We start from the raw sequence: 24,798 nt of genomic DNA, 5'->3' as shown, positions 1-24,798 counted from the left end.
CGTCGTTTTCTTTTATTGAACTTCAAAGATCTGAACATCGCGTGCGGCGATGACCAGGTCATTCAGGTTTTGGCGGTTGCGCTGGACAACATCCATGGCAGTGGTTTTATTGCCCAGAATCTCGGCCAGATGCGCCAGCGGCAGCTCTCTGGGTTGATCACTTTTGTTGATGGCGACCATTACCGTGTTGGTATCGTCGTAGCGGAAATAGATATACAGGCCGTCCACCGGCGCGAAGTGCTTGAGCTGGCCGTTGTGGATGACGGCTTTGTCTTTGCGCCAGCGGAACAGCGTGCGCACAAAGTGCTGTGCCTCGCGCTGCTGTTCACTCAGGCCGGTGCCGGTAAATGCATTGACCGCGTCACCCGGCCAGCCACCGGGGAAATCGCTGCGCACCACGCCATCGTCACGGCGCTTGGGGCTTTTCGCGAGTACTTCATCACCGTAGTAAAACTGCGGGATGCCGCGCATGGTGGCGATGTAGGCAATTGCCATGCGGAACTTGCCGGGGTCCTCATCCAGCTGGCTGTAAAGGCGGCTCATGTCGTGGTTGCCACCGAGAATCACCAGGTTGTTGGGGTCGGGATAAAGCACGTCGTTGGCCAGTGTTTCATACAAGGTCACCAGGCCGGTGCTCCAGCTCTCCGGTTTTTCCAGCCCGTCGCGCAGGCCATAAAGCAGGGGGAAGTCCATCATGCTGGGCATGTTGGAAACGTAGCCGTTGCGATTGTTGTTACCCGCCTGCCAGTAGGCAACGAGTGCCGGCTGGCGGGTCCACTCTTCGCCGACAATATTGAAGTTGGGGTATTCCTGCATCAGGCGGGCAGACCAGCGGGTGAGGAAGTCCGGATCGGAATAGGCATAGGTGTCCACGCGAATGCCGGAGAGGTCCGCATACTCCACCCACCAGATGGCGTTCTGGATCAGGTAATTGGCCACGCGCGGATTGCGCTGGTTGGGGTCGGGCATCGAGTCCACAAACCAGCCGTCGGTAAACAGCTGGTGGTCCTTGTGGCTGGCATAAGGGTCCATATGCACGGTGCGCGCATGGTTGGTGTACTCGAACTCGCCTTTTTTGATCCCCTTGCCATTCAGCCAGCTGTCACCGGGCAGATCCTGCAGCCACCAGTGACCGTCACCGATATGGTTGGGAACCATATCCTGGATCACGCCGATCCCCTTGTGTTTGGCCGCCGCCACAAATGCGCGGAAGCTTTCGTTGCTGCCGTAGCGGGAGTCGATACGGTAGAGGTCTGTCGCCGAGTAGCCGTGGTAGGAGTATTTGGGCTGGTCGTTCTCAATCAGCGGGTTCGGCCAGATCTGGGTAAACCCCATGTCCGCCACATAGTCCAGGTGCTGCAACATACCGGCGATATCGCCGCCGTGGCGGCCATTGGGGTCGTTGCGGTCCGGGCTCTCCAGGGTATCGGGGGTGGCGTCGTTGGCGGTATCGCCGTTGGCAAAACGGTCAGGGGTGATCAGGTAGATGGCGTCCGAGCTATTGAACCCCTGGCGCTGTGCAGAGCCCGCACGGCGCTGTTTCAGCGTGTAGTTGACGGTCTGCTCCCAGCCGCTGGAGGCCAGGTGAATTTCCACGGTGCCCGGCTGTGCGGCATCGGCAATGGCCAGGTTGATGAACAGGTAATTGGGGTTTTGCTCACGCTCGGTGCCGGTGACAGTGACCCCGGGGTAATCCACACGCACCCTCGCGTCCGCCAGGTGTTTGCCATGGACCAGCAGCTGCAGGTCGGACTCTGCCATCCCGGTCCACCAGAACGGCGGCTCCACGCGCTCGATGCGGGACTGGTCTGCGGCGCTGCAGCCCGCAGACAGAAACATCAGCAGTGTAAACAGCAGAGTCTTGGAGCGGCGTGTGTTCATCATCGCAGGCACCTGTGGGTGGAGTTTTCGGCGGTCAATCGCACTTTTTTTCGCCATTGTGCCCGCTCCGGGGGTGCCTGTTATCCCCCTCCCTGCGGGGGGAGTTACCCGCCGGGACTGCCGATCTGGCCTGGCGCGCCCTTCCTCCACGCCCCAGGTGAGGAGGAGGTATTGACCGGCCAGTTCGCCAGTATGTGTTGTGGCCTGGAAATACCGTGACCTTGTAGTGAAAAGCGTCACCGGACACCGGGCCGAAAACCAAGGACCGATAACAATAATCAACCAGAGATGATGACAATGAAAAAGAGCTACCTGGCCCTGGCGGCACTGCTGCTGGGCGCGAGTTCTGTGGCGCAGGCGGAGTGGTTCCTGCGCGGCACCCACAACAACTGGCAGGCGGACCAGATGCAGGACGTCGGCAGCAACACCATGCTCGCAGAGGATGTGGTGTTCACCGCCGATGGCAATATCAAGTTCGACCGCTGGGGTGACTGGAGCGAGAACTACGGACTCAATGGCGTACAGGGCGGCGGTAATATTTCCGTTCTCGCCGGCACCTGGGATATTGAGTTCTACACCGATACCCACGACTACCAGATTATTGCCGCCGGCGGCCCCTCCGGGACCGACTACCACCTGCGCGGCACCTTCAACAGCTGGGCGGAAGACACCCTGCTGGCTCGTGAAGGCGAGACCGATATCTACACCTCCTGCCAGGACTTCACCGGTAATACGAATCCGCGCTTCAAGGTCGACCCGAATGGCGGCTGGGGTGGAGACGAACTGCCCGCCGCAGACTACACGGTAGCCGCCGGCTGGGTGGCCATCACCTTCGATGCCGCCAGCGGCAACATCAGTACCGATGAAGGCCTCGCCGAGAACTGCGGTACCCCCGCGTCGGATGCCGATGGCGACGGTGTGGCCGACGCTGCCGATCTCTGCCCCAATACACCCGCGGGCACCCCGGTAGACAGTGATGGCTGTGCCATTGTGGCCGCTAAAGCACTGCACCTGCGCGGCACCCACAACAGCTGGGCCCAGGGTGACCTGATGAGCCAGATCGCCGGCACCGGCCAGTACGAGGCCTGCCGCAATTTCACCAGCGGAGACGCCAACGGCGGCCCACGCTTCAAGGTCGATCCCGACGGTGCCTGGGGCAGTGATGCCTTCCCCGCCATAGACCAACCCGCCAGCGGCTGGACCGAGATCGTCGTCGATGGCGACAGCAACAGCCTGGTCAGCGTAACCACCGGTCTCGGTGAGAACTGTGGCGATGCGCCGCCCCCCACAGCGGACTTCCGCAACCGCAGCATCTACTTCGTGTTCCTGGATCGCTTCCACAACGGCGACACCTCCAACGACAATGGCAACAACGCCGCGGCCACCTCCACCTCAAAATCGGCCGGCGGACTGTCCGAGTGGAAGAAATACTGGGGGGGCGATATCCAGGGCCTTATCGACAAGCTCGATTACCTTGAGGCACTGGGGGTGAGCGCCATCTGGGTAACGCCGCTGAACGACAACATCGACAATTCCGGCTCCGAAGGTGCCTACCACGGCTACTGGGGACGCGACTTCTATGAAGTGGACGAGCACCTGGGGGACTGGGCGCTGGTGGACCAGCTGGATGCGGAGATGGAAGCGCGCGGTATGAAGCTGGTGCTGGATATCGCCCTCAACCACTCTAACCAGGACGACCAGTACGAGTTCGGCGCACTCTACAAAGAGGGCACATTTATTACCGACGGCAACCAGGACAATGGCACCTGGTACCACCACAATGGCGCCATCGCCGATTGCGGCGACAGCGATCCCACCACCACCTGTGGCGGTGAATGGAATGACCCCTGGGCCTTCCGCAACAAAACCCTGTTCAACCTTACCGACTTCAATCACGGTACCAGTGGCAACAGCGCGGCGGACCAGTACCTGATCGATGCCGCACTGAAGTGGATGAGCCACGGCGTGGATGCGTTCCGTATTGATGCCATCAAGCATATCGAGCCGAGCTACATCAACCGCTTTACCAGTGCCGTACGCGCGCAGAATCCGGATGTGTATGTCTTTGGGGAGTGGTATGGCGCGGGTGCCGGCGAGAGCCTGTCGATGCAGTTTCTGAATGAAGGGCGCGGCTCCGAGCTATTGGACTTCCAGCTGCGCAACCATATCGAAAGCGCCATTGCCGGTGATCTCAGCATGGTACAACTGAGTAATCATATCGGTTCCCGCCCGGGCGCCATGAACGGCCGCGACAGCTGGCAGCCGATCTTCCTCGACAACCACGATGCCACACGCACCAGCGTTTACCTGCAGACAACCGGCCCTGTGGATAACGGCCGCACCGGCAAGGGCTTTTCCAAGGCACTGGCAGACGCGCGCCAGAATCTGGGCATGGCTCTGGTGATGACGCTGCCGGGCATTCCCACCATCTACTACGGCAGTGAGCAGAACAGCACCTGGTTTACCGCCAACGGTGATGGTCAGGTAGGCCACGACCCATTCAACCGCGAGGGTATGCCGTCGTTCAGCCAGTCCACCCCGGCGTTCCAGCTCATCAGCGCACTGGCAAGCCTGCGTGCAGACAGTCCGGCACTGGCTTCTGGCAGTTACAACGAGCGCTGGGTGAACAGTGATGTCCTGGTGTTTGAACGGATCGAAGGCACCGACGTGGTCACCGTGGCCGTGAACCGCGGTGGCAGTACGTCCATCAGCGTCAGTAATCTCGCGCTGGCGGATGGCCAGTACAGCAGCCATGTTGGCAGCGATTCTGTGAGCGTGAGCGGTGGTTCCGCGGTGCTGAACCTGGATGCCAATGAAGTGATCGTGCTGCACTGACATTTGTCAGGGCAGAGCGTTAGGCATATACAGATGCTAATAAAAAAGGACCCGGGATATCCCGGGTCTTTTTTTTTGTAGTGCGATTTCTTTGTAGTGCGATGACTCAGTCAAGGCGATGCATTGCACATACTTTATTGCCGGAGGGGTCAAGCAGGTAGGCCAGGTACAGCTTCATGCCGCCACCTTCCCGAACGCCGGGTGGATCTTCACAGGGCGCACCGCCATTTTCGACGCCCGCGGCATGCCACTTGTCCACATCTTCTGTGCTGCTTGCTGCAAAGCCAATGGTGCTACCGTTGCCTTTGCTGGCCGGTTCTCCATTAATTGGCACGCTCAGCGCAAATACGCCGGTTTTACTGAAGTAAAAACAGCGGCCCTTCTCGTCAACAACGCCGGGCTTGTGCCCCATCACGTCCAATATGGCATCGTAAAATTTCTTGGACTCCTGAATATCATTTGCGCCCAGCATGACATGGCTAAACATATTCTTTCCTTATCTGTTGTGAAATGGCGTCAAGTTATCCTTTGTAAGCGCGGGGATGATCACAGTAAATATGCACTTGAGCAAGCGCGCGAAGCGGCTCGTTATGCACTGCGCTCCACGCGCCATGGTGGGTTCTTACGATTCTCGCCCGCCCAATATAACTTCAATTTGTTACCGCTCGGGTCGAAGAGTACCGCCTCACGCCACAGGTACGAATGATCTTTAGGCTCTTCTGCGAAGGTAAAACCTTTCTCTTTCAGCTGCCCGACCCAGCAGTCCAGGTCTTCATGCTCGAAGTAAACAATGGCGGAGCCCACACCGGCATCATCAGATAATGAAAGCGAGAAGGTGGCGTCACCGTCCGGGCACTCGAATCTGGCGTAATGTGGAGTATCGACAATCTGCAGGAATCCCATCTTCCGATAGAAAAGGGTTGCTTCATCCATATCCGATACAGGCATGGTGACCTGGTTTAAATTCATCTCGGTTCTCTGCTCAATACATTGTCCGCGCCGGTAGAGTCGGCCTCTTGCGCCTGCTGTGCACGCTCCGCCTTCGACACGTAGCGTGGCTTGTTCTTGGGATTAAGCTTGTCGTTGGCCTTCTTGGCCTTCTTCTTCAGGATCTGGTTGACTTTTTTCCTGCGATTCATGCAGCACTCGCTCGGATTGTGGGTAAAAAGACTCGCGTGGCTAGACGCCAGTTTAAACGGATTGTCGGTCATATTAGCGTCACCCGTGCAGCTAACCAACAAGGCGGGCGCTTGTGTTACATTGCTCGCCCGATCTACTGCGCCACCATCTCACCCGAAAGCGAGCCACACCATGAAGCCCTGGATCGAACTTGGTACCGCCCAGATTCCCAATGATGGTGGCGTGCTCACGCTGCGTCAGCGCGACCAGGAATTCTCCATCTCCCTGTCCGGCCCCCGGGGCGAGCTGATGAACAGCCGCCGATTCAATAGCGAGCAGCAGCTGTCGGTGCTGGGCTGCGCGCATCTTAAGAGCCACAAGGGCGCCCGCGTAGTCGTGGGCGGCATGGGCATGGGCTACACCCTGGCTGCGGCCCTCGATGTATTGTCGCCTGACGCCAGCGTCATCGTCGCCGACCTGATCCCGGAAGTAGTGGAATGGAACCGGGGTCCCCTGGGGGAGTGTGCCGGTCGACCACTGGATGACAATCGTGTGGGCGTACACATCGGCGATGTGGCAGAGCTGCTGGTGAACCGCAGCGGTGAATACGACGCAGTATTGCTGGATGTGGACAACGGCCCCGAGGGCCTGACCCACAGTGACAACAACTGGCTGTACTCGGTCGAGGGGACCAGCAGTATCTACCGGAGCCTGCGCCCGGGTGGAGTTCTCGCAGTGTGGTCGGCATCACCCGATACGTTTTATGTGGGGCGACTCAAGAAAGCGGGATTCCGCGTAGAGGTAAAGACCGTGCGCGAACGCCCGGGTAAGGGCGCGCGGCACGCCATATTTGTGGCCAGGAAAAAGTCGGGCTGACAGACGGTTCATCGATGGTAATCGTCCGACAGGCTGCGGTATTTGCGTGATCAGGTCTTCATTTTCGCTCTAAAAATCCGCAGTTTCAGTCATTATTCGAGATTCATCCGTTTTTTTTGAATTGGTAGCGGCTTCGCTGCGCCTGACCGCTTCCTCTTCCTCCGCAGAAAGCGCTTTATACCCCCGCCCCACTGGCCAGCCATACCCCCAGCGAAAATCCATGGGGAGGTAGGGCGTACCGCCAATCCGCACCCCGGCCAGCATCAGCGCCGCCACCTCCTTCTGCCCGGTTTTCGCCACGCAGGCCTTAAGCGCTTCATCGGCCGCGACCCGCTCCTCGTAGGAGCCTCCCTTCCAATAGGCGTAATCGTGCGCCTTGCAGCATTCCAGCCACAGTTCTTCCTGCTCCATGGTCCCGTCCGGGAAGGCACTGCAGCCGTCTGAGGTAAATGGCTCTATCTCCACGGCGAGAGCCTGAGAACAGAGAAGCGACCATACGGTAAGTGCGCGTAATGCGATGAGAAGAAATTGCATAAAACTGACTTATGATTGCTCGGGTTTGTTACGAGGTGTTGGGGGGCAGATCCTGGGTTATCGCCCCGGGTACTTGTCTAGGCTTTTAGGTTACTACTAATCACAGTCGCTGATTAGTGTCGCTGCAGCTGAAATGTACAAATTTAGGTGTCCCATTACTGCACTTTGTTAAGATCTTAGTCCCAGAGCTCCAGATACTTCCTGTGAAGCTCTTCCCGTTCCTGATCTGACATACTTGAAATCGCCAAACCTTTAGAACACCTATTTTCAATTAAATACTCCTGCCAGCTTGGAGGAAAGTCCGAACGTCTCTCTTCAGGCTCAGGTCGCCTAAAGTGAACCAGCTCAAGCGTAAAGTGACTAAATTCCGCTTCTCCACGCGTAACCTGGAATGCTTGCCAAAAGTGCAAATGCCCGAATAAAACCGAAATCATCAATACGAGCGAAACAAACGGAACAAACCGCTGACTTTTTGAAAATACGCCAAGTGCCAACTCCAGAAGTGACCAGGCAGTAAGCAATAAAAATACTAGCGTATACATCCAAAATGGATTCAAGGTGTCTGGGCGGTGGTCCCACACGTCTTCAAAACCCCAACATTCGAATGGAGTTACCGTCAAAAAAATATGGAGTCGGAAAAATATAAGAACTGCCGTAACTGACAGTACTAAGACCATTACTCTCCAGCAGCTTGATTCTACGTTTTTCATTTTTATTTTGGCTTAACGGCCGCGACAGGAGTGGCCAATAGTATGTAGCATTTGTGCCAAAATGGAAGCGCAGCGATCCGTACAAAACTGCTTGCGTTTATATGGCATCACAACCATCCCTATTTCTTGGCTTTTTCAATCTCTGCTTGCTTTTTGATGTCCAGCTCTTTTCTACGGTTTAGCTGTTTTTAGTCTGGATGCTTGGCTAAAAATGGTCCTCACCGCTCTCCCTCATATGTATTGTTAGAATGCACCCAGCCGTACCCTAAGACGCGCTGTTTGCCAGCATAGAAAAATAGGCAATGCCGTTGCCGATAACGTGTGCCAGTATCGGTGGCCATAATGAATTGCTGAACCAGTAGAGTGCACAAAGCGCCAGGGCCATAAGTGCAGCGCTGATTGCTTGCGGTGGAATGATGTGCATTGCACCGAAAATTAATGAACTTACCAGCATCGCCAGCCATACCGGGCGATGACCAGTCATCCAGGTAAACAGAAACCCACGGAAAAAAACTTCTTCGGCAAATGGCGTGAGCAGCACAGTGCAAAATCCAAGCGCAATGCTTACCATCATGCCACTATCAACGCTGCCGTACGGACTCCGCATAAAAGTAGCCCAGTCAGGTACAGCTACCGACATCCAGCGCGCCAGCATTAAGCGAATTAATAGCCCCGCGACAGCGACAAGCACAGCCAGCATTAGCCATTTGCGCGTTGTTGGCCGCAGCCCTAACGTCGCCCAGTCGAGACCACGGCGTTGCAGTGCGACCGCTAACACGCCTAGAAGTAGTACAGCTTTAGTGAGTTGAAGGGTCAATAGCAGGTGTTGCGGTAGGCCAGGGCCATCTCCCAGGTAAGCCTCGAATCCGATGGCATGCTTAACCAGTAGCATGTGTGCTGCGCTAGTACAGGTATAGAGCAATGCGAAACAAACCAGCACCAGCAGTCCGGCGCGGAATGTCCAAGGAGAAACAGGACGCTGCGAGAGCGTAGTCTCAGGCATGCTATAGCCTCCAGTGCCTTCTAGCGCCTAAAGCACCGGCGCTGTGTTATCGTGTTCGGTGCCTTTATTGGTTAGCTGCACGGTGACAGGCCAGCCGTTAAAAAGCCCATGCTTTGAGTTCGCTAGATATAGATGCCCAAACAAAATACTCCTACGACCTTTCAGTTTCCAACCGCCTAGTACTAGCTGATATTCAAGTCCGTCCTCTCGCCTAAACTTCCAGTAGAAGAGGCTTCCAACTTGCTGGAAGCTAATAGATTCTGTGGTTTCAATGGAGCCGTCAGGATACGCCCGAGTGATTCGTGCTTGATTTTTCGGGCTCACTTGTAAAGTGATTTCAGTGGGTTTCATCTTGCTGATTTCCGTTACGACCTCATCAAGATTTCTTCTAGGCCACCAAGAGCCAGAAAGGCCAGATTCTTCAACCGTGCGACCACTATACGCAACAGCGCCACTCATAATAGATATGAGTAGTACCGCGATGAGACCCTGCATCATGTTCTTCATAGCAGCTAACAGTTTTATTCAAAATGCTCAGGTATAGCCATTATGCCTAATTATGGGCATGGGCATGGGCATGGGCATGGGCATGGGCAATATGTATATATATTGGCATTTATCGTATGCGATTTTGTTGATTGCGCGCTCTTACTCTTATTCTTTTTTCGATATTTTCGTTGGAGTGTCGAGCCCTAGATATTCAACCGAAGATTCATCTCAATTTCCTCAATAAGAGGCTCTGGCACTTCGTATTCCTCGGCCAGGCTTCTCCAGCGCGATACTTCCTCAACCACCTCATCCACAATCTCGTCGATCTTTCTGCGGGAAAACAGTGGGCTGATTTTCTCCAGGCTGTAGAGATCCGCGCGGGTAAAGTCTTCGCGCTTGCCGTTCAGGCTCATCCAGTGGCTGTTGACCCAGCGGCTGCCGGGTTTGTAGCTGTAGGCGAGATCGTAGGCGGGGGCCAGCTGCCAGGTTTTTTCGGTCAGCTGGAAGGCGAAGTTCTTGGCGTGGTCGTCGTGGTTTCGGGCGATGATGTTGAAGGCCATGCGGCGGAACAGTTGTTCGGCTTCCCTGGCGCTGAGTTTGAGCTGGCGCGCCACGGAGAAGAGCTCGGCATAGGAGAAAGTGCCGGGGGATTTGTAATCCACATGGGCGATGCCGTTTAAGGTCTGGATGTGGATTTTGTCGTTGCCGCGACGGTCGAAGCGCTCGGTGACAAAGTGCCGGCGGTCGCCTTCGCGCAGCAGGTGGCAGGGCATCATGTCGATGCCGCAGTTGCTGGCCATCTCGTGGTAGACGTATTCCATGGCGCCGAAGCCCATGGGGTCACCGAAGGTTTCCTGGTTCTTGTTGTGCTCGCTGACGCCGTCGAACTTCATCAGGTGGTGGGTGAAGCCTTCGGGTACTTCGGTCTGCCCGGAGCGCACGTGGGTGAAGTCCTTGTTGAAGGCGAGTACGGCCTTGGGGCGTGCGCCGCCGGCGCTCATGCCGACGGACATTAGCGCCATCATCGCCTCGCGGTTGTCCTCGCCGGTTTTGTCCAGGTGTACGTTGAAGCCGCTGTGGTGGTCGAGTACTTCCTGGGCGATGGCCACCAGCTCGTCGATGGCGATGTCCTGGGAGGCGTTGAGCTTTTTGATGCGGGTGGCGGGGGCGTATTCCAGTGCGCCCATGCCGCGCCTGCCGGTGTACTGCAGGCGTTGCAGCGGGGTGATGTCGGCGGGGTTCTTGCCCTGGCTGGCCATCCAGGTATTGAGCACGGCGTTGCCGAAGTCGTCCGGCAGGGAGTCGGCGATCAGACCGGGGAGGCCTCGGAAGGTTTCAAAGCGCAGTTCCGGGAAGGAGTAGATGCGCCGGGCGAGGGGCATTTTCAGGGGCGAGAGTTCAATGCCGCTGTGGATAAAGTCGGGGGCGTATTCGAAGGCGCCGATGCCGGTGTCGGTATCGAAGCTGACGCCACCGGCGGTTTTGCCTTTATAGAGGACCTCGATCGCCTGCATCACCATTCCGGGGTTTCCTCCTGGTCGTCGTTATCCTGTTTGTCCTTGGTCCCGGACCGCTGCCCGGAGGCGCGCTGCCGCCGTTTGCCCTGGAGCTTTGCCAGCTGGATCGGGGAGGGCGGCTGTGGGGGCAGGAAGTTGTCCAGCTGCGCGGTCAGGTCGAGGGCGGCCAGGATCGCAATCAGTGACTCCAGCTGTACCTTGCCCTTTTCCGCATTGAGCACCACCTTGCGGGAGACGCCGGCGAGCTCTGCCGCCTCCGCCTGGGTGATGTCCCGGTTAAGCCGCGCCTGCTTGAGGCGCTGGCCGAGCGCTTCGGCAATGGCGGCGGGGGACTGTCTGGAAATGTCCATAATGTGCCAATTAGGTAACTTTAAGGGTTTTGGCTGGCTTTGTGTGTCAAAAGTAGCACTTTAAGGGGCTATATTTAAGATATTTTTAAGTGCTAAAAAAAGAACTTTATCTCTAATTACTGGCTTTGTGTCCATTTTATGGGACTTTATGGTTTCCGGTGCTGCTATGCGCTTGTTGCCCTGCGGCTGACCTCCGCCCCCTTCCCGGAGGAGGCGATTACTCGCGCTAACCGCGAGAATTCCCCACAACCAGAAACCCGTACCGGGCCTTCGTGGCGGCGGTGCGGCTGGAATCACAGTCCAGTATCACAATAAATAACGAAGCGATCAGAGAAGAGAGATGAAGAAGCAGCCCAAACTCCCCTTCTGGCAGGTGTGGAATGTCAGCCTTGGTTTCCTTGGTGTGCAGTTCGGCTTTGCCCTGCAGAACGCCAATGCCAGCCGGATTCTGTCCGACCTGGGTGCCGACCTGCACTCGCTGTCCCTGTTCTGGATCGTCGCGCCCCTGATGGGCCTGATCGTGCAGCCGATTGTCGGCTCCGCCTCCGACCGCACCTGGAACCGCTTCGGCCGTCGCAACCCCTATATCCTGTTCGGTGCTATTGCCGCGGCACTCGGCATGGCGTTTATGCCCAATGCCGGCATCGTGGTGGCGTTCGTGGCGCCGATCCTGTTTGGTGGTGTGATGCTGGCGCTGATGGACGCGGCCTTCAATGTCACCATGCAGCCGTTCCGCGCGCTGGTGTCGGATATGGTGCCCTCAGAGCAGCGTACCGTGGGCTACTCGGTGCAGTCCCTGCTGATCAACATCGGTGCGGTGATGGGTTCCATGCTGCCGTTTATCCTTACCAATGTGATCGGGCTGGACAACACTTCCCGCGCGGGAGAGGTGGCGCCTTCGGTGATCTGGGCCTTCTATATCGGTGCCTCGGTATTGCTGGGCTCGGTGCTGTGGACCGTATTCCGTACCAAGGAGTACGCGCCCAAGGAATACAACGCTTACAAGGGTATTGATGAAGCGGAAGTGGCTCGCGAGCTGGCGGAGCGCAAGTCTCTGCCGCAGCGCCTGGGTGGCTTCTTCAAACTGCTGGTCAATATGCCCAAAACCATGCGCCAGCTGGCGGTGGTGCAGTTCTTCTCCTGGTTCTCCCTGTTCATTATGTGGGTCTATACCACCCCGGCGATTACCCAGCACGTGTGGGGTGTCGAGGCCAAGTGGTTCGATTCCGACTACCTGCACTCGGTGGGTGAGATTCCCGCGCACATTGCCGCGGCCAAGGGCGCCGCGGGTGACTGGGTGGGTATCATCTTTGCCGCCTACTCGCTGTTTGCCGCGCTCTTCTCCATCGTGCTGGCCCGTGTTGCCAGCAAGCTGGGACGCAAGCCGACTTACGCGCTGTCGTTGCTGCTGGGTGGTCTGGGTTACATGAGCTTTGTGCTGTTCAAGGGCGGCGAAGCAACCCAGGTGAACCTGCTGATTACCCAGGTGACCGTGCCCAGTGGTGCGCTCGGCCTGCTGCTGCCGATGATCGGTATCGGTATTGCCTGGGCGGCAATCCTGGCGATGCCGTATTCCATTCTCTCCGACTCGCTGCCGGCCAGTAAGACCGGTGTGTATATGGGGATCTTCAACTTCACCATCGCCGCGCCGCAGATCCTGTCTGCACTGGTGGCGGGACCGATCCTGGCGGGGTTGTTCGACAACCAGGCGATCTACATCATCATGTTGGCTGGTGTGTTTATGGTGTTCGGTGCTATCTCGGTGTTCTTCGTGCAGGAAGACGAGGTACTGCCGGTGCCGTCAGAGCCGGTCGCGGCCTGATCTTCCCCCCTTCCCGTTCTTCCCTGCTGCCGGTAAGCGGGGCACTCAACCGAGAGTGCCCGCTGGCCGCAGCGGGGGCCGCTTACACTTAGTACCTTGCTCCGCTTGTCGGGGCTTTTTTGTTCCTTCAGTTTAATTCCTTCCTTGTTGTTTAAGATGGCTAGGCCCCGCTGTAGCCCGCATAAACGCTTGCTTCTGCCCCTCTTTACTCAATGATTCCTGCTTAAGGCTGCGTAAGTCCGTGGCCCAGAAAGTTCGCTAACGGTTCGCTGTGGGTTGCCCCGGCTACCAAACGGTTCGCGAACGGAAACACCCAGTAACAGCAGGAGGAGAGCCAAGAATGGCCAAGAAAAAGCCGATGCGGTTAACGCTTAAGAATGTGGGGGCCCTACCGTGGGCAAAGCGCAACGAAAAGGGCCGGGTGCTCTCGTATTCGGTGCGGGATACCGAGGTGCGCGGCCTAATGGTTACGGTGCACGCCAACAGCAAGGTCTACACCGTACAGCGCGACCTCTACAGCGCCGAGAAGGGCCCAGACGGGAAGCGGGCCATGGTGGGCACTCGCCGGGTTAAGTTGGGGGACGTCCGGGACTTCGGCACGGTGGACGAGGCCCGGGACAAGGCCCGCGAGGTGATCGCCCTAATGCGCCAGGGCATCGACCCCAACAAGCCGCCCGAGGAGCCCAAGAAACTGGTGTACACCCTGGGCATGGCAGCGGAGGGCTATCTGGACAGCCGCGAGCGGATGGGCCGGCAAGCCAGCACTATTAAGGGCTATCGGAAGTACCTCCGGCTGTACCTTGCCCACTGGGCAGACCGCCCGCTGGAGGAGATAGGCCACGACACCTTCGGTGTGGACGCCCTACACCGCAGTATTACTAAAGAACACGGCCCCATCTGTGCCAACCAGACCATGCGTTTCCTCCGGGCCGTGTACCGCTATGCCCGCCGCAAGCAGCGCGACCTGCCGCCGCCCCCTACCGAGGCGGTGGACTTTAACAAGGAGGTTGGCCGCAAGACGTTCGTGCAGGACTGGCCATCGTGGTGGGAAGCTGTACAGAACCTGCCCAGCGCAATCGCCCGGGACTGGTACCTGTTCCTCGCCTTTACCGGAATGCGCCGGGCCGCTGCTGGCTCCGCCCGGGTGGAGCATTTCGACCCCAAGAACGGCTTTCTGCACGTCCCTAAGCCCAAGGGCGGAGAAGAGCGGGCCTTCGACCTTCCTCTGTCCGACTATGTGGTTGGCTTGCTCCAGGAGCGCATCGCAGAGAACCGGGCCGTCTTCGGCGAGGATTGCCCTTGGATATTCCCTTCCGCCCGCTCCCAAAGTGGGCACCTTACCGGGGTGGATGCGCGGCACCTGGGCCTGCCCAGCCCGCATGTGATGCGGCACTCCTTCGTTACTGCTGCCAAGGCTGCTGGGCTCGCCGACTACGATGTGAAGCTGCTGGTGAACCACAAGATTGGCGATGTGACTGGTGGGTACATCCACGGCACGGAGCTGGGCGACCACCTGCGGCGCTGTACCGGGCGGGTAACGGCCTACCTACAGGGGAGGATACATGGGGAGGGGAAGGTGGTCCCATTGCGCGCAAAAGTCGCATGAAGTTGCTCTCTGAAAATGAGAAAATGGAAGCTATACGCAATTGGTCGAGAAATGAGCGGTATTCGCTGCTGCTAGCCACCCAGTTGCCAAAAATACTTACCGCACCACGCAATCGACCGAACAGGACCCGGGAATCCCGGGTCTCTCTGTTCTGGGGGTGCGGCTTACGAGAAACTCCGTATGAATGAAACAGTGAAAGCGCCCAAGAAAATGGAGCGCACAAGTACAGTGGGCAGAGGGCGTGCAGTTAAAAGAACCGAAGCCCTGGAGCAATCCATTTGGGAAGATGAGCTCGTGCGAGTTACCTGCGGCGATAGCGTGGAGCAGTATCGGCACTGGGAGCGCCCAACCTGCATCGTTAGTGATGGCGGATATGGCGTCCTTGGTTTTGAGGGCGACACTTCGGACCACCTGGGCTTGCCTGAATGGTATGAACCTCACATCGCAGAGTGGTCCAAGTACGCAACAGCGGAGACCACTCTCTGGTTCTGGAACAGCGAAATCGGTTGGGCTGCTGTGCACCCAATCTTGGAGAAGTATGGCTGGCGTTATGTGAACGCAAACACCTGGAACAAAGGTAAGGGGCATATTGCAGGCAACGTAAATACCGCAAAGATACGCCGTTTTCCCGTTACCACCGAGATTTGCGTCCAGTATGTGTTCGAGGCGCGAGTAAGCGATACCCCATTACGCGAGTGGCTAATCGGCGAGTGGGCCCGGACAGGTTTGCCCAGAAAGGCAGCCAACACTGCATGCGGTGTAAAGGATGCGGCTGCGCGTAAATACCTCGACAAGGGGCACCTTTGGTATTTTCCGCCTCCCGAGATGTTCGAAAAACTGCAGGCTTATGCCAACGAACACGGCAAGCCGGAAGGTCGACCATATTTTTCTATCGACGGAAAACGGCCAGCAACTGGCGAGCAGTGGGGTCGTATGCGGGCGAAGTTTCGTTGCCCGTATGGTGTTACCAATGTTTGGGAGCGGCCCGCGCTGCGGGGAAAAGAGCGCTTTTCTGTTCCTGGTGGGAAAGCCGTGCACCTTAACCAGAAACCACTCGATCTGATGACGCAAATTATTGCTGCATCCACCGATTCGAATGACGTTGTTTGGGAACCCTTCGGCGGCTTGTTTTCTGCAACTGTTGCGTCGCGGCGCTTAGGCCGTCGGGCCTTCTCTTCGGAGATAGACCCGACATATTTTTACTATGGGCTGGAGCGAATTAAAGCAGAAGTTCTTCAGCGTCCTCTTCTCTAATCCCCAGATGCTCTTGAAGGGCGGTGCGAATCTCTTCGTCCCGCCCCTTGCTTCCCAGCAATTTATTCCACTCCCCAACTGTCTTCCCATGGAAATTGAGGCGGTAAATTGAGGTTTTAAACTCCTCGATCCCGGGGTGAACAATCCGGTCCATCTTTGCAAAGTTCGTGTCGAGGCGGTACCTAAATCGGGCAATAAGTTCCCGTAACCTCTCTTGGTACTCGGGCGTAGGGGAATATTGCATCGCGTTTGGCCCCCAGCTGGCGACAAGCTCCTGTGCCTCGCGAAACTCTTCTTGTGTGCCCTGGAATTTGTAGCCGTTTGTATTTGTCTGCTGGAGGTTTTGCGTTCGGCTTGCGGTATCTTCCGGCTCCAAAACAAGGTAATCCGGAGGATTGTGGTAGTGGTTGTCCCTAGCTTGTGCGACGGATAGGCCAGACACCACGCAGACTCCGAGGATTTTTGGTTTACCGAATATTAGTTGTTCGGGGAGCCATGCCAGCATCGCTACATGCGTTTGGTCGTGGGCAAAGTGGTTCTGGCTATCCTTGAATCTCGCAGTAATTTCCGTAGCTAGCGGGAACCAAGCCTTAATCTCGAAGCCAGGTGTCGGCGTAACGCCCTGGAAAATAGTGTCCGGGAATCCGGGGTCTTGTCTCTGCCAAATTCCGTGACCATGAAAGTCTTCTTGGTCGTTTAGGAATTCTACCGAGTTGAACTCGATCATGTTCCCCACCAGAGGGGACAGCTTGGAGATGACCTTGGAAAGGTTTACCGCCGCATCCGGGGAAATGGGTTCCTTTACTTCCAGTACGTCGAAGACGTGACCGGACATACTCCTTAAGTGCTCTCTTCCGAGTCGGATTACATCTTGCGTCTGCATATCGATCCCAAACTACTGTAAACCGTACGAAAGTACCGGGTAATCGTTGCGTTGTCGAGCGGGCCGGGGCGAGCGGCTTGTGGGGCGTTATGGCGAGAAGATATGCGCTCGCGCGATAGTTTCCGAGACTGCGGGTGCCGCCCAGCCAGTGGGCTAATGGCCGCCGACTGGCCTCGCGGTAATTAAATATCCCCGCAGGTTGTTGGCGCGGCTGGGACTGTGGGCGGGTTTGCCCAGTAGCGAACCGTGGGCGGACTGTCTGGGGCGGGTTTCGCGGCTTACGCGGGCTCGGGGTGGTCGCCCGGGGATGGGATGCCCACTGGGGGAGGCGAAAGTAACGTAGGGATAACGTAGGATTTGCTTCCTACGTTACCGCTGTAGCCCCCGTAATTACAGGCTTTTCCCATTAGGTAACGTAGGTAACGTAGGGAACGTAGGAATAGGGTAAAAGGGGTAAAGGGCAACGGAGGTGGTTCGTCCCGGTGGGCGAGTGACCAGGGGAAGTACCGTACCCAGAAGTAGGCAATTCCTACGTTACCTACGTTACCCCGCTACAGGCCGCGTATTTACAGGGGTTGCGGGGTAACGCAGCGCCTTGCCACCACGTTACCTCTTACGTTACTTGCGTTCCGTCCTCCCGGGCGAGCAACAAAAAGGGGCCCGAAGGCCCCTGCTGGTGGTTAAGACGCGAACTGTGTGTCCGGCGCAACAAGCTCCGGCTCTGGACCCTCGCCCCGCCAAAGGTACAGCCGTCGCTTCTTGCCCAGCCAGTGCACCACGTTGGGTGTAGGCTCCCAACCAAGTACCCGCATCGCTTGCTGCACGTCGGTCGCCAGCTTGCCTCTGCGTCTCTCGTTGGGGATACCCAGCAAGCCGTAAACCGTCTCGGTAGCTACGGCTAATACGTCCTTGTAGCGCCCCTCGGCCTTGATGTTCTCCAACTGCTCCACCAGCCCGTCGTCGGCCTTGCGGCGCCCCTCCTGGGCAGCCTCCGCCAGCCGCTTGGCTTCGCCAGTAAGGAACAGACGACACCTACCGCCGCTTGCCTCGTAGCGGGCAAGTGCTTCGGCCCACAGTTGGTCGCGGTCGCGGGCCAGTGCCTCCAGGTCGGTCTCCGCCGCCTCCACCGGCCAGAAACGACGGTTGCCGGTTTCGTCCTGTAGGAAGCGGGGGCTGTTGGTCGTGCCCGCCAGCACGAAACGGCGAGGCACAGTGACCGGGTTCCGGGCGTAAGCTGGGCGCCCCCGGTCTTCCTGCTTCGTGATCTCGTACTTGAGCGTCTCGGCGTCTTTGCGGTGCATACCCGCGAGCTCGGCACACTCCACAATCCACGCTCCCTCGGTAGCCTCTAGGACCTCCCGAGAGTCCCGTGCTCCGAGGAAATTGGCATCGGAGAAGAACTCGTCGCCAGCGAGAATCCGGAGCGCCGTTGACTTGCCTACCCCTTGGGCACCCACGAGCACCAGCATATGGTCGAACTTGACTCCCGGCTGTAGCGCCCGGGCAACCGCCCCAAGCATCCACAGCGCACCAGCCTCGCGAGTGTAGGAATTGTCTTCCACACCGAGATATGCGCACAGCCACGAGTCCAGGCGCTGCTTACCGTCCCACTTCGGAAGGGACGAAAGATGGTCTCGGAGAGCGTCGTAGGTATTCCCGGCACAAAGCTCTAGTACCGCGTCCTTTACATAGTCCTTGCCCGGGTCGAAGCCAAATCGCTCGCGGATGAGCTTACGCAACATTACTTCGGCAAGGTCCGAAAACTCGCCCGCGAACTCTTGAAGCTCGTGATGGCCAATGTTGTTGCACCGACGGAACAGATCGTGGCTACACTTCAGCCCCAGCCGCTGAAGTGCCACGACGGTGTTGTGAAGGCCCCGAACAGGCCCGCCATGCTTGTTGGTAGGGTTCCATGCTGGTTCGGCGTCCTGCTTGGCTTTTTCCTCGTGGGCCTTGGCGATCTGCCGAGCAACATACTGCTCCGGGTTACGCTTCTCCCGTGGGCCTTCGGCAATCCCGTGGGACTCGTCCAGCAGAACGCTCGCAATAACCTCGTCGGGCACTTCGCACCGAACCAGCTCGCAGGCACAGTGGTAGTAAGCCTCCGACCGAGACGGATACTTGCTGGGGTTATCCGGGTCGTTGCCCTGCACGATGAGCACCTTGCACCAGTCCGGTACGCCCCACTGGTCCAATTCGTCCACCGATTCCAGCTGGGGCCGATTGTCCGGCAGGGTGTAGCTCTGCTCGCCGCCCTTGCTGGGCACGACAGCCTTCGTTGCTGGGGCCTGTTGGAATTCGCCCAGCGAATAGCTGTTCTCGGTAAACGTAACCAGCCGAGCCAGAGCAGCTTTGCGTCCTTTCTTTCGTTTCTTCGCATCCGGAACATTAACCGTGTCGGGCAAGCGCATGATGCGATCTACGTTGTGGCAATTGTCGGCCCCGAACACGGCCTCCAGGTGCCGGGTGTACCGCTCCAGCTCTTCCGCCGTGGCCACGTCGCCGTCTATGGGCTCCGCCGTTTCCAGCCGCCAGTAGGCTTGGTAGCCGCCCCCAGAGTCCACGATGACGGTAGGGGCAGGCACGCCCTTGGGTAACGCCGTCGTAAGCAGCGAGAGGGCCCGCTCGCGCTCCTCGTGCACGTCCTCCCCCGGGCGTGGGTCTATGTCCACGTGTAGCCAGTCCAGCGAGGCAACATCGGACTTCGCGGCCTTCTTGCTTAGCGGGCGCATTGTTGGGTTAACGTGGAAGTACAAATTGCGTTTGCCCTGATAGCTCTGCACCCAGTGCGCCATGTCCGACACGCGATCCTTGCCAAATGACATTGTGAGCACTTTGGGCTTTTCGCCGCTAGGAGAAATGGCGGCAAGCACCCACGGCCCACCCGGGCGGAACTGTTGAAGGAATCGAACCGCCGCGTCGGTATCGGGGACAGGCAAGTCCGTGATTGTTTCCGCACCAAATGCGCTGGAAAATTCGCTGGCACTTTCCTGTGTGGTTTGGTGTGGGTGTTGGTGATGGGGCCCCTGTTTTCGGACAGGGGCCTTTTCTTTTTCTACGCTCATTAGCGCCCCCCGTGTGCCGGCAGAGCTTCCATGTAGGCGTCGATGTCTCGCACATCGTACACAACCATGCGACCGAACTTGCGGTACTGCGGCCCACGCCCCTGGTCGCGGAGAACGCCGAGGCGGTGGTAACAGATCCCGAGATATGCGGCAGCCTCGCGGGCACGCAGCCAGCGTCTGGGTAAACCTCCTGTCTCGGAAGTATCGGAAAGGGTATTGCTGAGGGTGGTTTCGGATTGCTCGTCTGCTGCGGCGGACGCAACAGACGGAGCCATAGTCTTTGCAGACATGGACTTTCTCCATCGTGTTACGACCCGGGGCCTCTGGTAGGTCTGGGTTGTGCGGCGGGTTTGTAGTTAGCGACTTAACCCATCCCCCTGGCCACCGTAGGGGATTCCCTGCTCGCGGTAATGTCGCTAACCGGAGCAGGTACCTAGCCAACAGCGATAGTCTGCACAGTTGGAAAACGAAAACAACCAGCAATAACACCGCTAAACCACATTGATGATAAACCGAGAGAAAGTGCTAATTGCTGATGGAATCTGCGGCAGCCACCTGGTAATTACGCGCTAGCGAAATACCACAAATTCTCTGCGTCCGTCTTGCGTTTTGTTTCGCGGTCTATACCTTTTTCGCATAACAAAATCGGCCCCACAGAACTTACCCTCGGGTTTATCATGAACTGCATCCGAGACCCTAGTTAATGGTGGAAATGCAGTTGCACTTCTGAGAATGTTTCGCCCACCGAGCGGCACGGTGCTGCTTGGGCAAGCACAGAGGAAAGACAGTATGAAAACCGAGAAAGTGGTATCGCTGGCGGAATACAAGAGCGAACTCGGGAGAAACCGCTGGCAGTTAGATGCTTCGAATAAATTAGCGCTGGCGTCGCAGTATTTAAGGGATGCCGAACAGCTTCGAATGGAAGATATCGAAGTTATGTTCGGGGACATTAGTGAAATAATTTCGAATGTCTGTAGCGAAATCGCCCGTATTTATTACGATGGTTGCACTGACCCACTAGCTTGTCTTTCGGGTGCGATATGCCATTTGGAAGACTGGGTTGATTTTCGTGAAGACCACTTGGCCCAATTTCGATAGGGGAGTTTCGATAAGTAATTCGCCTCCAGTAACTTACAGTTACCGGCTGCACCCAGTGGGCACACACCCTCTCGCCCGCTGGGCGCCAGCGAACCGCTAGGCGAACCGTCTACCAGCCTCGTAGCACCTTTTGGGCGCATTCCGTGAGACGAAATTTGTCGCAGCTCCGGCATGATCGGCGCTATGGCAAAAATTTCTGAAGAACGCAAAAACATCTTCCTGTCGGAGCTTCGGCGCCACGGCATTGTGCGCAGAGCAGCGAAGGCTGCCAGCCCACACGCCGATGGCACCCACTTCGCGTCCGCCTCGTTTTACAAACTACGTGCCCGTGACCATGAGTTCGCAGCTGCTTGGGATGATGCCCAGGAACTTGCCGCTGCCGAAGTGGAGTACGAGATACACCGTCGCGCCGTGGAGGGCTACGAAGAGCCTGTGTACCAGCGCGGCGAACTCGTGGGCACGATTACCAAATACAGCGACCGACTCCTTGAGCTTCGAGCGAAGGGCCTAATGCCCGAGCGCTACGCCATTGAGCGGCGAGATATGCGCATCCAGGGCCAGGTTGGCCACGAACACCAACACTACCACCATCACAGCGCTGTTCTCCTTGAGCTACGCCCCGAAGACATAATTCTCCTGCCCGAAGAAAAGCGCGAAACGCTGCTTGGATTGTTAAACGAACTAGCAGAGGCCAGAGGCGATGCCGAACCGATTCCGCGACTTCCTAGCTGAGGTTGATGTTGTGCTGGGCCATGTTGACCAGTACGGATACAAGCCACGCAGAGTCCCTTGGGGATGGGAGCCCGACTACCCCCAGACTGATGACGGGATTACTGCGTGGGAGAAAAATGCGGCTGAGCAGCATGGTACGCAAACGAACAAAGAGCACAGACAATAAAATGGTGGGCAGCTTAAATTCCCGGCCAACACAGCGAAATGCGGATGCCGATGCTAAGTGGTCTATTGCCGCAACATACGAAAACCCTCGTCGCGTAAACATCGGCGGCTCATATGCGCAGGAGTCTGACTTTGAGGAGCCTGAGGCGAGCCCGATGCGACGGCTAGCGGCGGCAGCACTATGGCTGGCGTGGTCTGATGCTCGGGGAGGGGTAGTAAGAACAGGTGGTGTTTCGCTGCACACAGCAAGAAAAATTTCCACCGAGGCGCGAATCTTCCTTACAGCGAAGATGCCTAACGAATATGCGAAGCGGCGACAGTTGTTTACTGGGCTTCTGGGCATTGACGATGACCTTCTCCGAGAGAAGGCGGAGCGAATATTTGGCCCGCCCGAAAAACACAACGCGATACTTTTACGGGAGGGGTGGGCAGCCGGGTCCGGTGGGCAACTTAAGCTGAGGGGAGTGCAAAAGCCAAAACCGAAGCCCGAACCTAAGCCCGAACCTAAGCCTAAGCCTAAGCCAAAGCCAAAGCCAAAGCCAAAGCCAAAGCCAAAGCCAAAGCCAAAGCCCAAACCCGAACCGAAGCCCGAACCTAAGCCAGCGCCCACACAAATCGCGGCGCTACTCCGACGGGCGCGTTTCCGCAGGAATGAGGGCAAGGCACCTTGGCCGTTGGACAACTTTCTGTTTCGTTTGGTGGACGAGCTACAGAACCCTTGCACCCCACAAGCACCACAATGCCCACAGGAAGGTTCGCTTGATGCTGCAGCGTTGGCTGAGATTGGGCGCCATCGGGAAGGGCTAAGTGCGGCTGAATTAGCTGGCTGTATACCGGGCCAGACTGAACAGAAAATTGGCTCGGTAGTTAATCGTCTGCGCCGCTCTCTCAGGCAGCCAATTTTTTCCTACCGAGTGGGGCGCAAGGGTTCTGTGCGGTATCGCCTGCTCCCAGGAAAAGAATGGATCGCTGAGACGAATTCCGAACAGCAGGAGGCATGATGGTTTCGTAGCGTCGGCAACAGTGCTGGCGCACCTCACCAGAGAGGACGACAACATGCCCAAGACCATTCCGCTGCAACGGCAGCTAACACTCGGCCAAGTGCGCGAGCTGGCCAAAGACGTAAAGAGCCGACACGGTGTAGTGTCCGCGCTCTCCGCGAAGGTCGCAGATACTGTAAAGAATGCGCCTGTCCAAGTTGATGCCCAACACCCGCACATTAAGAAGCTCTCTTCGGCGGCAAAGCGTGAAGCCCGCGCCGCACTAATCCGAGAGCAGATTGACAAGATTTACCACCCAGCCCGCGAGACTGCTGGGCTGAACCTAAAAGAACTGGCGAAGACCAAGGCAATGCTAGAGGAGCATGGCGGGGCGCTGGGTAATGCCCGTGCTGCGCTGGATATTGCTACTCTGGGCAGTGCGGAAACCGCCAAGGCTCGCACCACTTACGCCGAAAGCCTGAAGGGCCTCGGCTCCCAAGCCATTCGTAACCTCGCCGGACACGCTCTTACCGAACAGAACGGTGTATTGCTAACCGCCATTCTCGCCCACGAGGAAGGCAAGAAGCCCAGCGACCGAGCCATTAACCCCTCCGACCTAATGCAGGAGATGGGGCCAGATGTTTCGGTTGAGGAAGGGGGCTTTCCAATCTTCGACAACTACCGAGAATTTTCTCGCCTGACCCGCGAGCTGGACGAAGCACTGGCCATTGGCCAAGCCCTCGTTCGTGGGCAGAACCAGCATGACCCGCTAAGCAAAATTTCCCGTGGGCTCGCCAATAAAGGGCCTGTAACAGCGCCTCGAAAACCGCAGCACTCTGCTCTGGCTGAGCAAGGAGGTGGTGATGACGCAGGTGAATGAGCTTACAAACGAACAGCTACTCCAGGAGCTAATGCGACTGCTCCCGGATAGCGAACTGACTGCCATTTTGGCGGTTGCCGCCTACTGCTCTGCGAGGGGCATTCCTAAGCCCGACGTGTCCACCGTTTCTCGCTTTGCAAAGGTATGCGGAGTTGACCTGCGCCGAATAGCACCGTTTTTCGGCTGGGTACTTCGCGGCAACCCCAATAGGTGGGTGGACGTTGCCGAGGGTGCGCATATGCCACCCTCTGGCATCGCTGCCGCACACCAAACAGAACAGCTCGGCTTGTCGGCCTACGTCCTCCTCGGTGGGCGAACGGCCTTTCTTACCAACACGACCCTAGTGCACTAATCCCAGCAGGAGGAACCCATGGCACACTTTCTCGTATTCGCCGACCAACCCAACAAGCGCCGCTCTGATGGCCTGAACGCCCTCGTTGTGGAGGCCGCAGATGCCGCCAGCGCCCCGGCCGCTGCTCGCGCCCTGGTGGGCGGTTCGGCTACCACCTTTGATAACTTCGCTGTGACGGAGATTGCGCCCGGAGTACAGTTCGCCCTACAGGGCAACGGGGTGGTAGGCCAGCCCGGTAACAGCCTGGGGCTGCCGACCGTTGACCGGGGCGGGAACGTCCCACTGGCGGCTCTGTAAGCCAAGGGCGGGAGTCTCCCGCCAACCCCTTATTTCGCGCTAAGCCCAGCCTGCCCGCTGGGCTTTTTTGTGCCACAATGCGCTCGCCCGAGAAGGTGGTGGCGCTTCCTGCGCCCAGACGGTTCGCTAAACGGTTCGCCAACCTAGTGACCCTCCCTTGGGCGAGGACACTAAGAGCCCGTAACCCTTGGCCTCTCGGGGCCTAGCGGGTGTTGCGCTCCGCAATGCGGCGAGATATAGCAGGGCTTTTTTGTCTCTATAACGCGGCCGCCTCCGGTAGCGTGTGACTTATATGACTATTTATATATGACCAGATAGACAATTCTGTTGTTAGAATTCCCGGCTAAATA

Annotated in this window: 22 protein-coding genes; 9 read left to right on the top strand and 13 right to left on the bottom strand. The window is 57.6% G+C overall.

Annotated features, from left to right (window positions below):
- Positions 1-12 precede the first annotated feature (12 nt).
- The gene (locus tag GTQ55_RS15470; protein ID WP_237567714.1) at positions 13-1,938 is read right to left on the bottom strand and encodes a glycoside hydrolase family 13 protein; all 1,926 of its coding nucleotides are present in this window, start codon (positions 1,936-1,938) and stop codon (positions 13-15) included.
- A gap of 240 nt (positions 1,939-2,178) precedes the next feature.
- Between GTQ55_RS15470 and GTQ55_RS15465 the strand changes: the two genes are divergently transcribed.
- A complete protein-coding gene (locus GTQ55_RS15465) occupies positions 2,179-4,716 on the top strand; it encodes an alpha-amylase family glycosyl hydrolase (protein ID WP_161859539.1) in 2,538 nt (845 codons plus the stop codon).
- A gap of 106 nt (positions 4,717-4,822) precedes the next feature.
- Here the strand turns inward: GTQ55_RS15465 and GTQ55_RS15460 are convergent, their stop codons facing one another.
- The 3 genes from GTQ55_RS15460 to GTQ55_RS15450 all read right to left on the bottom strand — a co-directional run bounded on the left by GTQ55_RS15460 (position 4,823) and on the right by GTQ55_RS15450 (position 5,855).
- Positions 4,823-5,203: a VOC family protein gene (locus GTQ55_RS15460; protein WP_161859538.1), complete on the bottom strand. Its 381-nt coding sequence runs from the start codon at positions 5,201-5,203 to the stop codon at positions 4,823-4,825.
- 101 nt (positions 5,204-5,304) lie between these two features.
- The gene (locus GTQ55_RS15455) at positions 5,305-5,685 is read right to left on the bottom strand and encodes a VOC family protein (protein ID WP_161859537.1); all 381 of its coding nucleotides are present in this window, start codon (positions 5,683-5,685) and stop codon (positions 5,305-5,307) included.
- Positions 5,682-5,855, bottom strand: a complete 174-nt coding sequence (locus GTQ55_RS15450; protein WP_161859536.1) for a DUF2986 domain-containing protein — start codon at positions 5,853-5,855, stop codon at positions 5,682-5,684. The genes GTQ55_RS15455 and GTQ55_RS15450 overlap by 4 nt, the downstream gene beginning before the upstream one ends.
- A gap of 172 nt (positions 5,856-6,027) precedes the next feature.
- On the opposite strand from GTQ55_RS15450, the gene GTQ55_RS15445 reads away from it, so the two are divergent.
- A complete protein-coding gene (locus tag GTQ55_RS15445; RefSeq protein ID WP_161859535.1) occupies positions 6,028-6,711 on the top strand; it encodes a spermidine synthase in 684 nt (227 codons plus the stop codon).
- A gap of 69 nt (positions 6,712-6,780) precedes the next feature.
- On the opposite strand, the gene GTQ55_RS15440 is transcribed toward GTQ55_RS15445, so the two are convergent.
- The 6 genes from GTQ55_RS15440 to GTQ55_RS15415 all read right to left on the bottom strand — a co-directional run bounded on the left by GTQ55_RS15440 (position 6,781) and on the right by GTQ55_RS15415 (position 11,314).
- On the bottom strand, positions 6,781-7,245 hold the full coding sequence (locus GTQ55_RS15440; protein WP_161859534.1) for an FAD-binding oxidoreductase: 465 nt from the start codon (positions 7,243-7,245) through the stop codon (positions 6,781-6,783).
- Between the two features lie 176 nt (positions 7,246-7,421).
- Positions 7,422-7,955: a hypothetical protein gene (locus GTQ55_RS15435; RefSeq protein ID WP_237567713.1), complete on the bottom strand. Its 534-nt coding sequence runs from the start codon at positions 7,953-7,955 to the stop codon at positions 7,422-7,424.
- A gap of 265 nt (positions 7,956-8,220) precedes the next feature.
- Positions 8,221-8,958 (bottom strand): CPBP family intramembrane glutamic endopeptidase, encoded by a 738-nt coding sequence (locus GTQ55_RS15430; protein ID WP_161859532.1) that lies wholly within the window; start codon positions 8,956-8,958, stop codon positions 8,221-8,223.
- Positions 8,959-8,985: 27 nt separating this feature from the next.
- The gene (locus tag GTQ55_RS15425) at positions 8,986-9,465 is read right to left on the bottom strand and encodes a hypothetical protein (RefSeq protein ID WP_161859531.1); all 480 of its coding nucleotides are present in this window, start codon (positions 9,463-9,465) and stop codon (positions 8,986-8,988) included.
- Positions 9,466-9,650: 185 nt separating this feature from the next.
- Positions 9,651-10,967, bottom strand: coding sequence for a type II toxin-antitoxin system HipA family toxin (locus GTQ55_RS15420; protein WP_161859530.1), 1,317 nt, complete (start codon positions 10,965-10,967; stop codon positions 9,651-9,653).
- Positions 10,961-11,314 (bottom strand): helix-turn-helix transcriptional regulator, encoded by a 354-nt coding sequence (locus tag GTQ55_RS15415; RefSeq protein WP_161859529.1) that lies wholly within the window; start codon positions 11,312-11,314, stop codon positions 10,961-10,963. Before GTQ55_RS15415 ends, GTQ55_RS15420 begins: the two co-directional genes overlap by 7 nt.
- Before the next feature lie 340 nt (positions 11,315-11,654).
- Between GTQ55_RS15415 and GTQ55_RS15410 the strand changes: the two genes are divergently transcribed.
- From GTQ55_RS15410 to GTQ55_RS15400, 3 genes are all read left to right on the top strand, one after another.
- Positions 11,655-13,136 carry an MFS transporter gene (locus tag GTQ55_RS15410; RefSeq protein ID WP_161859528.1) on the top strand — a complete coding sequence of 494 codons (1,482 nt, stop codon included), beginning with the start codon at positions 11,655-11,657 and terminating at the stop codon, positions 13,134-13,136.
- Positions 13,137-13,494: 358 nt separating this feature from the next.
- Positions 13,495-14,742, top strand: coding sequence for a tyrosine-type recombinase/integrase (locus GTQ55_RS15405; protein ID WP_161859527.1), 1,248 nt, complete (start codon positions 13,495-13,497; stop codon positions 14,740-14,742).
- A 180-nt stretch (positions 14,743-14,922) separates the two neighbouring features.
- The gene (locus tag GTQ55_RS15400) at positions 14,923-15,996 is read left to right on the top strand and encodes a DNA methyltransferase (protein ID WP_161859526.1); all 1,074 of its coding nucleotides are present in this window, start codon (positions 14,923-14,925) and stop codon (positions 15,994-15,996) included.
- On the opposite strand, the gene GTQ55_RS15395 is transcribed toward GTQ55_RS15400, so the two are convergent.
- The 3 genes from GTQ55_RS15395 to GTQ55_RS15385 all read right to left on the bottom strand — a co-directional run bounded on the left by GTQ55_RS15395 (position 15,962) and on the right by GTQ55_RS15385 (position 20,234).
- Positions 15,962-16,879 carry a hypothetical protein gene (locus GTQ55_RS15395; protein WP_161859525.1) on the bottom strand — a complete coding sequence of 306 codons (918 nt, stop codon included), beginning with the start codon at positions 16,877-16,879 and terminating at the stop codon, positions 15,962-15,964. The genes GTQ55_RS15400 and GTQ55_RS15395 overlap by 35 nt on opposite strands.
- 680 nt (positions 16,880-17,559) lie before the next feature.
- The gene (locus GTQ55_RS15390) at positions 17,560-19,944 is read right to left on the bottom strand and encodes a virulence-associated E family protein (RefSeq protein WP_161859524.1); all 2,385 of its coding nucleotides are present in this window, start codon (positions 19,942-19,944) and stop codon (positions 17,560-17,562) included.
- Complete coding sequence (locus GTQ55_RS15385; RefSeq protein WP_202620635.1) at positions 19,944-20,234, bottom strand: helix-turn-helix transcriptional regulator; 291 nt, start codon at positions 20,232-20,234, stop codon at positions 19,944-19,946. The genes GTQ55_RS15390 and GTQ55_RS15385 overlap by 1 nt, the downstream gene beginning before the upstream one ends.
- A gap of 499 nt (positions 20,235-20,733) precedes the next feature.
- Here GTQ55_RS15385 and GTQ55_RS15380 point away from each other — a divergent pair, with 499 nt between their 5' ends.
- From GTQ55_RS15380 to GTQ55_RS15365, 4 genes are all read left to right on the top strand, one after another.
- Complete coding sequence (locus GTQ55_RS15380; protein WP_161859523.1) at positions 20,734-21,042, top strand: hypothetical protein; 309 nt, start codon at positions 20,734-20,736, stop codon at positions 21,040-21,042.
- 183 nt (positions 21,043-21,225) lie between these two features.
- On the top strand, positions 21,226-21,774 hold the full coding sequence (locus tag GTQ55_RS15375; protein WP_161859522.1) for a hypothetical protein: 549 nt from the start codon (positions 21,226-21,228) through the stop codon (positions 21,772-21,774).
- Between the two features lie 1,221 nt (positions 21,775-22,995).
- A complete protein-coding gene (locus GTQ55_RS15370) occupies positions 22,996-23,799 on the top strand; it encodes a hypothetical protein (RefSeq protein WP_161859521.1) in 804 nt (267 codons plus the stop codon).
- Positions 23,800-24,169: 370 nt separating this feature from the next.
- Positions 24,170-24,448: a hypothetical protein gene (locus GTQ55_RS15365; protein ID WP_161859520.1), complete on the top strand. Its 279-nt coding sequence runs from the start codon at positions 24,170-24,172 to the stop codon at positions 24,446-24,448.
- Positions 24,449-24,798: the final 350 nt, after the last annotated feature.

Origin of the sequence: Microbulbifer hydrolyticus, from assembly GCF_009931115.1 — a bacterium.
GTDB classification, from domain to species: Bacteria; Pseudomonadota; Gammaproteobacteria; order Pseudomonadales; family Cellvibrionaceae; genus Microbulbifer; species Microbulbifer hydrolyticus.
Note: the sequence above shows the minus strand (reverse complement) of the source record. Positions and strands in the feature narration are given on the sequence as shown.

Bases quoted from the DNA above. Each gene is read 5' to 3' on its own strand.
- GTQ55_RS15470 (WP_237567714.1), bottom strand. From the start codon at position 1,938: ATGGCGAAAAAAAGTGCGATTGACCGCCGAAAACTCCACCCACAGGTG.
- GTQ55_RS15465 (WP_161859539.1), top strand. From the start codon at position 2,179: ATGAAAAAGAGCTACCTGGCCCTGGCGGCACTGCTGCTGGGCGCGAGT.
- GTQ55_RS15460 (WP_161859538.1), bottom strand. From the start codon at position 5,203: ATGTTTAGCCATGTCATGCTGGGCGCAAATGATATTCAGGAGTCCAAG.
- GTQ55_RS15455 (WP_161859537.1), bottom strand. From the start codon at position 5,685: ATGAATTTAAACCAGGTCACCATGCCTGTATCGGATATGGATGAAGCA.
- GTQ55_RS15450 (WP_161859536.1), bottom strand. From the start codon at position 5,855: ATGAATCGCAGGAAAAAAGTCAACCAGATCCTGAAGAAGAAGGCCAAG.
- GTQ55_RS15445 (WP_161859535.1), top strand. From the start codon at position 6,028: ATGAAGCCCTGGATCGAACTTGGTACCGCCCAGATTCCCAATGATGGT.
- GTQ55_RS15440 (WP_161859534.1), bottom strand. From the start codon at position 7,245: ATGCAATTTCTTCTCATCGCATTACGCGCACTTACCGTATGGTCGCTT.
- GTQ55_RS15435 (WP_237567713.1), bottom strand. From the start codon at position 7,955: ATGAAAAACGTAGAATCAAGCTGCTGGAGAGTAATGGTCTTAGTACTG.
- GTQ55_RS15430 (WP_161859532.1), bottom strand. From the start codon at position 8,958: ATGCCTGAGACTACGCTCTCGCAGCGTCCTGTTTCTCCTTGGACATTC.
- GTQ55_RS15425 (WP_161859531.1), bottom strand. From the start codon at position 9,465: ATGAAGAACATGATGCAGGGTCTCATCGCGGTACTACTCATATCTATT.
- GTQ55_RS15420 (WP_161859530.1), bottom strand. From the start codon at position 10,967: ATGGTGATGCAGGCGATCGAGGTCCTCTATAAAGGCAAAACCGCCGGT.
- GTQ55_RS15415 (WP_161859529.1), bottom strand. From the start codon at position 11,314: ATGGACATTTCCAGACAGTCCCCCGCCGCCATTGCCGAAGCGCTCGGC.
- GTQ55_RS15410 (WP_161859528.1), top strand. From the start codon at position 11,655: ATGAAGAAGCAGCCCAAACTCCCCTTCTGGCAGGTGTGGAATGTCAGC.
- GTQ55_RS15405 (WP_161859527.1), top strand. From the start codon at position 13,495: ATGCGGTTAACGCTTAAGAATGTGGGGGCCCTACCGTGGGCAAAGCGC.
- GTQ55_RS15400 (WP_161859526.1), top strand. From the start codon at position 14,923: ATGAATGAAACAGTGAAAGCGCCCAAGAAAATGGAGCGCACAAGTACA.
- GTQ55_RS15395 (WP_161859525.1), bottom strand. From the start codon at position 16,879: ATGCAGACGCAAGATGTAATCCGACTCGGAAGAGAGCACTTAAGGAGT.
- GTQ55_RS15390 (WP_161859524.1), bottom strand. From the start codon at position 19,944: ATGAGCGTAGAAAAAGAAAAGGCCCCTGTCCGAAAACAGGGGCCCCAT.
- GTQ55_RS15385 (WP_202620635.1), bottom strand. From the start codon at position 20,234: ATGTCTGCAAAGACTATGGCTCCGTCTGTTGCGTCCGCCGCAGCAGAC.
- GTQ55_RS15380 (WP_161859523.1), top strand. From the start codon at position 20,734: ATGAAAACCGAGAAAGTGGTATCGCTGGCGGAATACAAGAGCGAACTC.
- GTQ55_RS15375 (WP_161859522.1), top strand. From the start codon at position 21,226: ATGGCAAAAATTTCTGAAGAACGCAAAAACATCTTCCTGTCGGAGCTT.
- GTQ55_RS15370 (WP_161859521.1), top strand. From the start codon at position 22,996: ATGCCCAAGACCATTCCGCTGCAACGGCAGCTAACACTCGGCCAAGTG.
- GTQ55_RS15365 (WP_161859520.1), top strand. From the start codon at position 24,170: ATGGCACACTTTCTCGTATTCGCCGACCAACCCAACAAGCGCCGCTCT.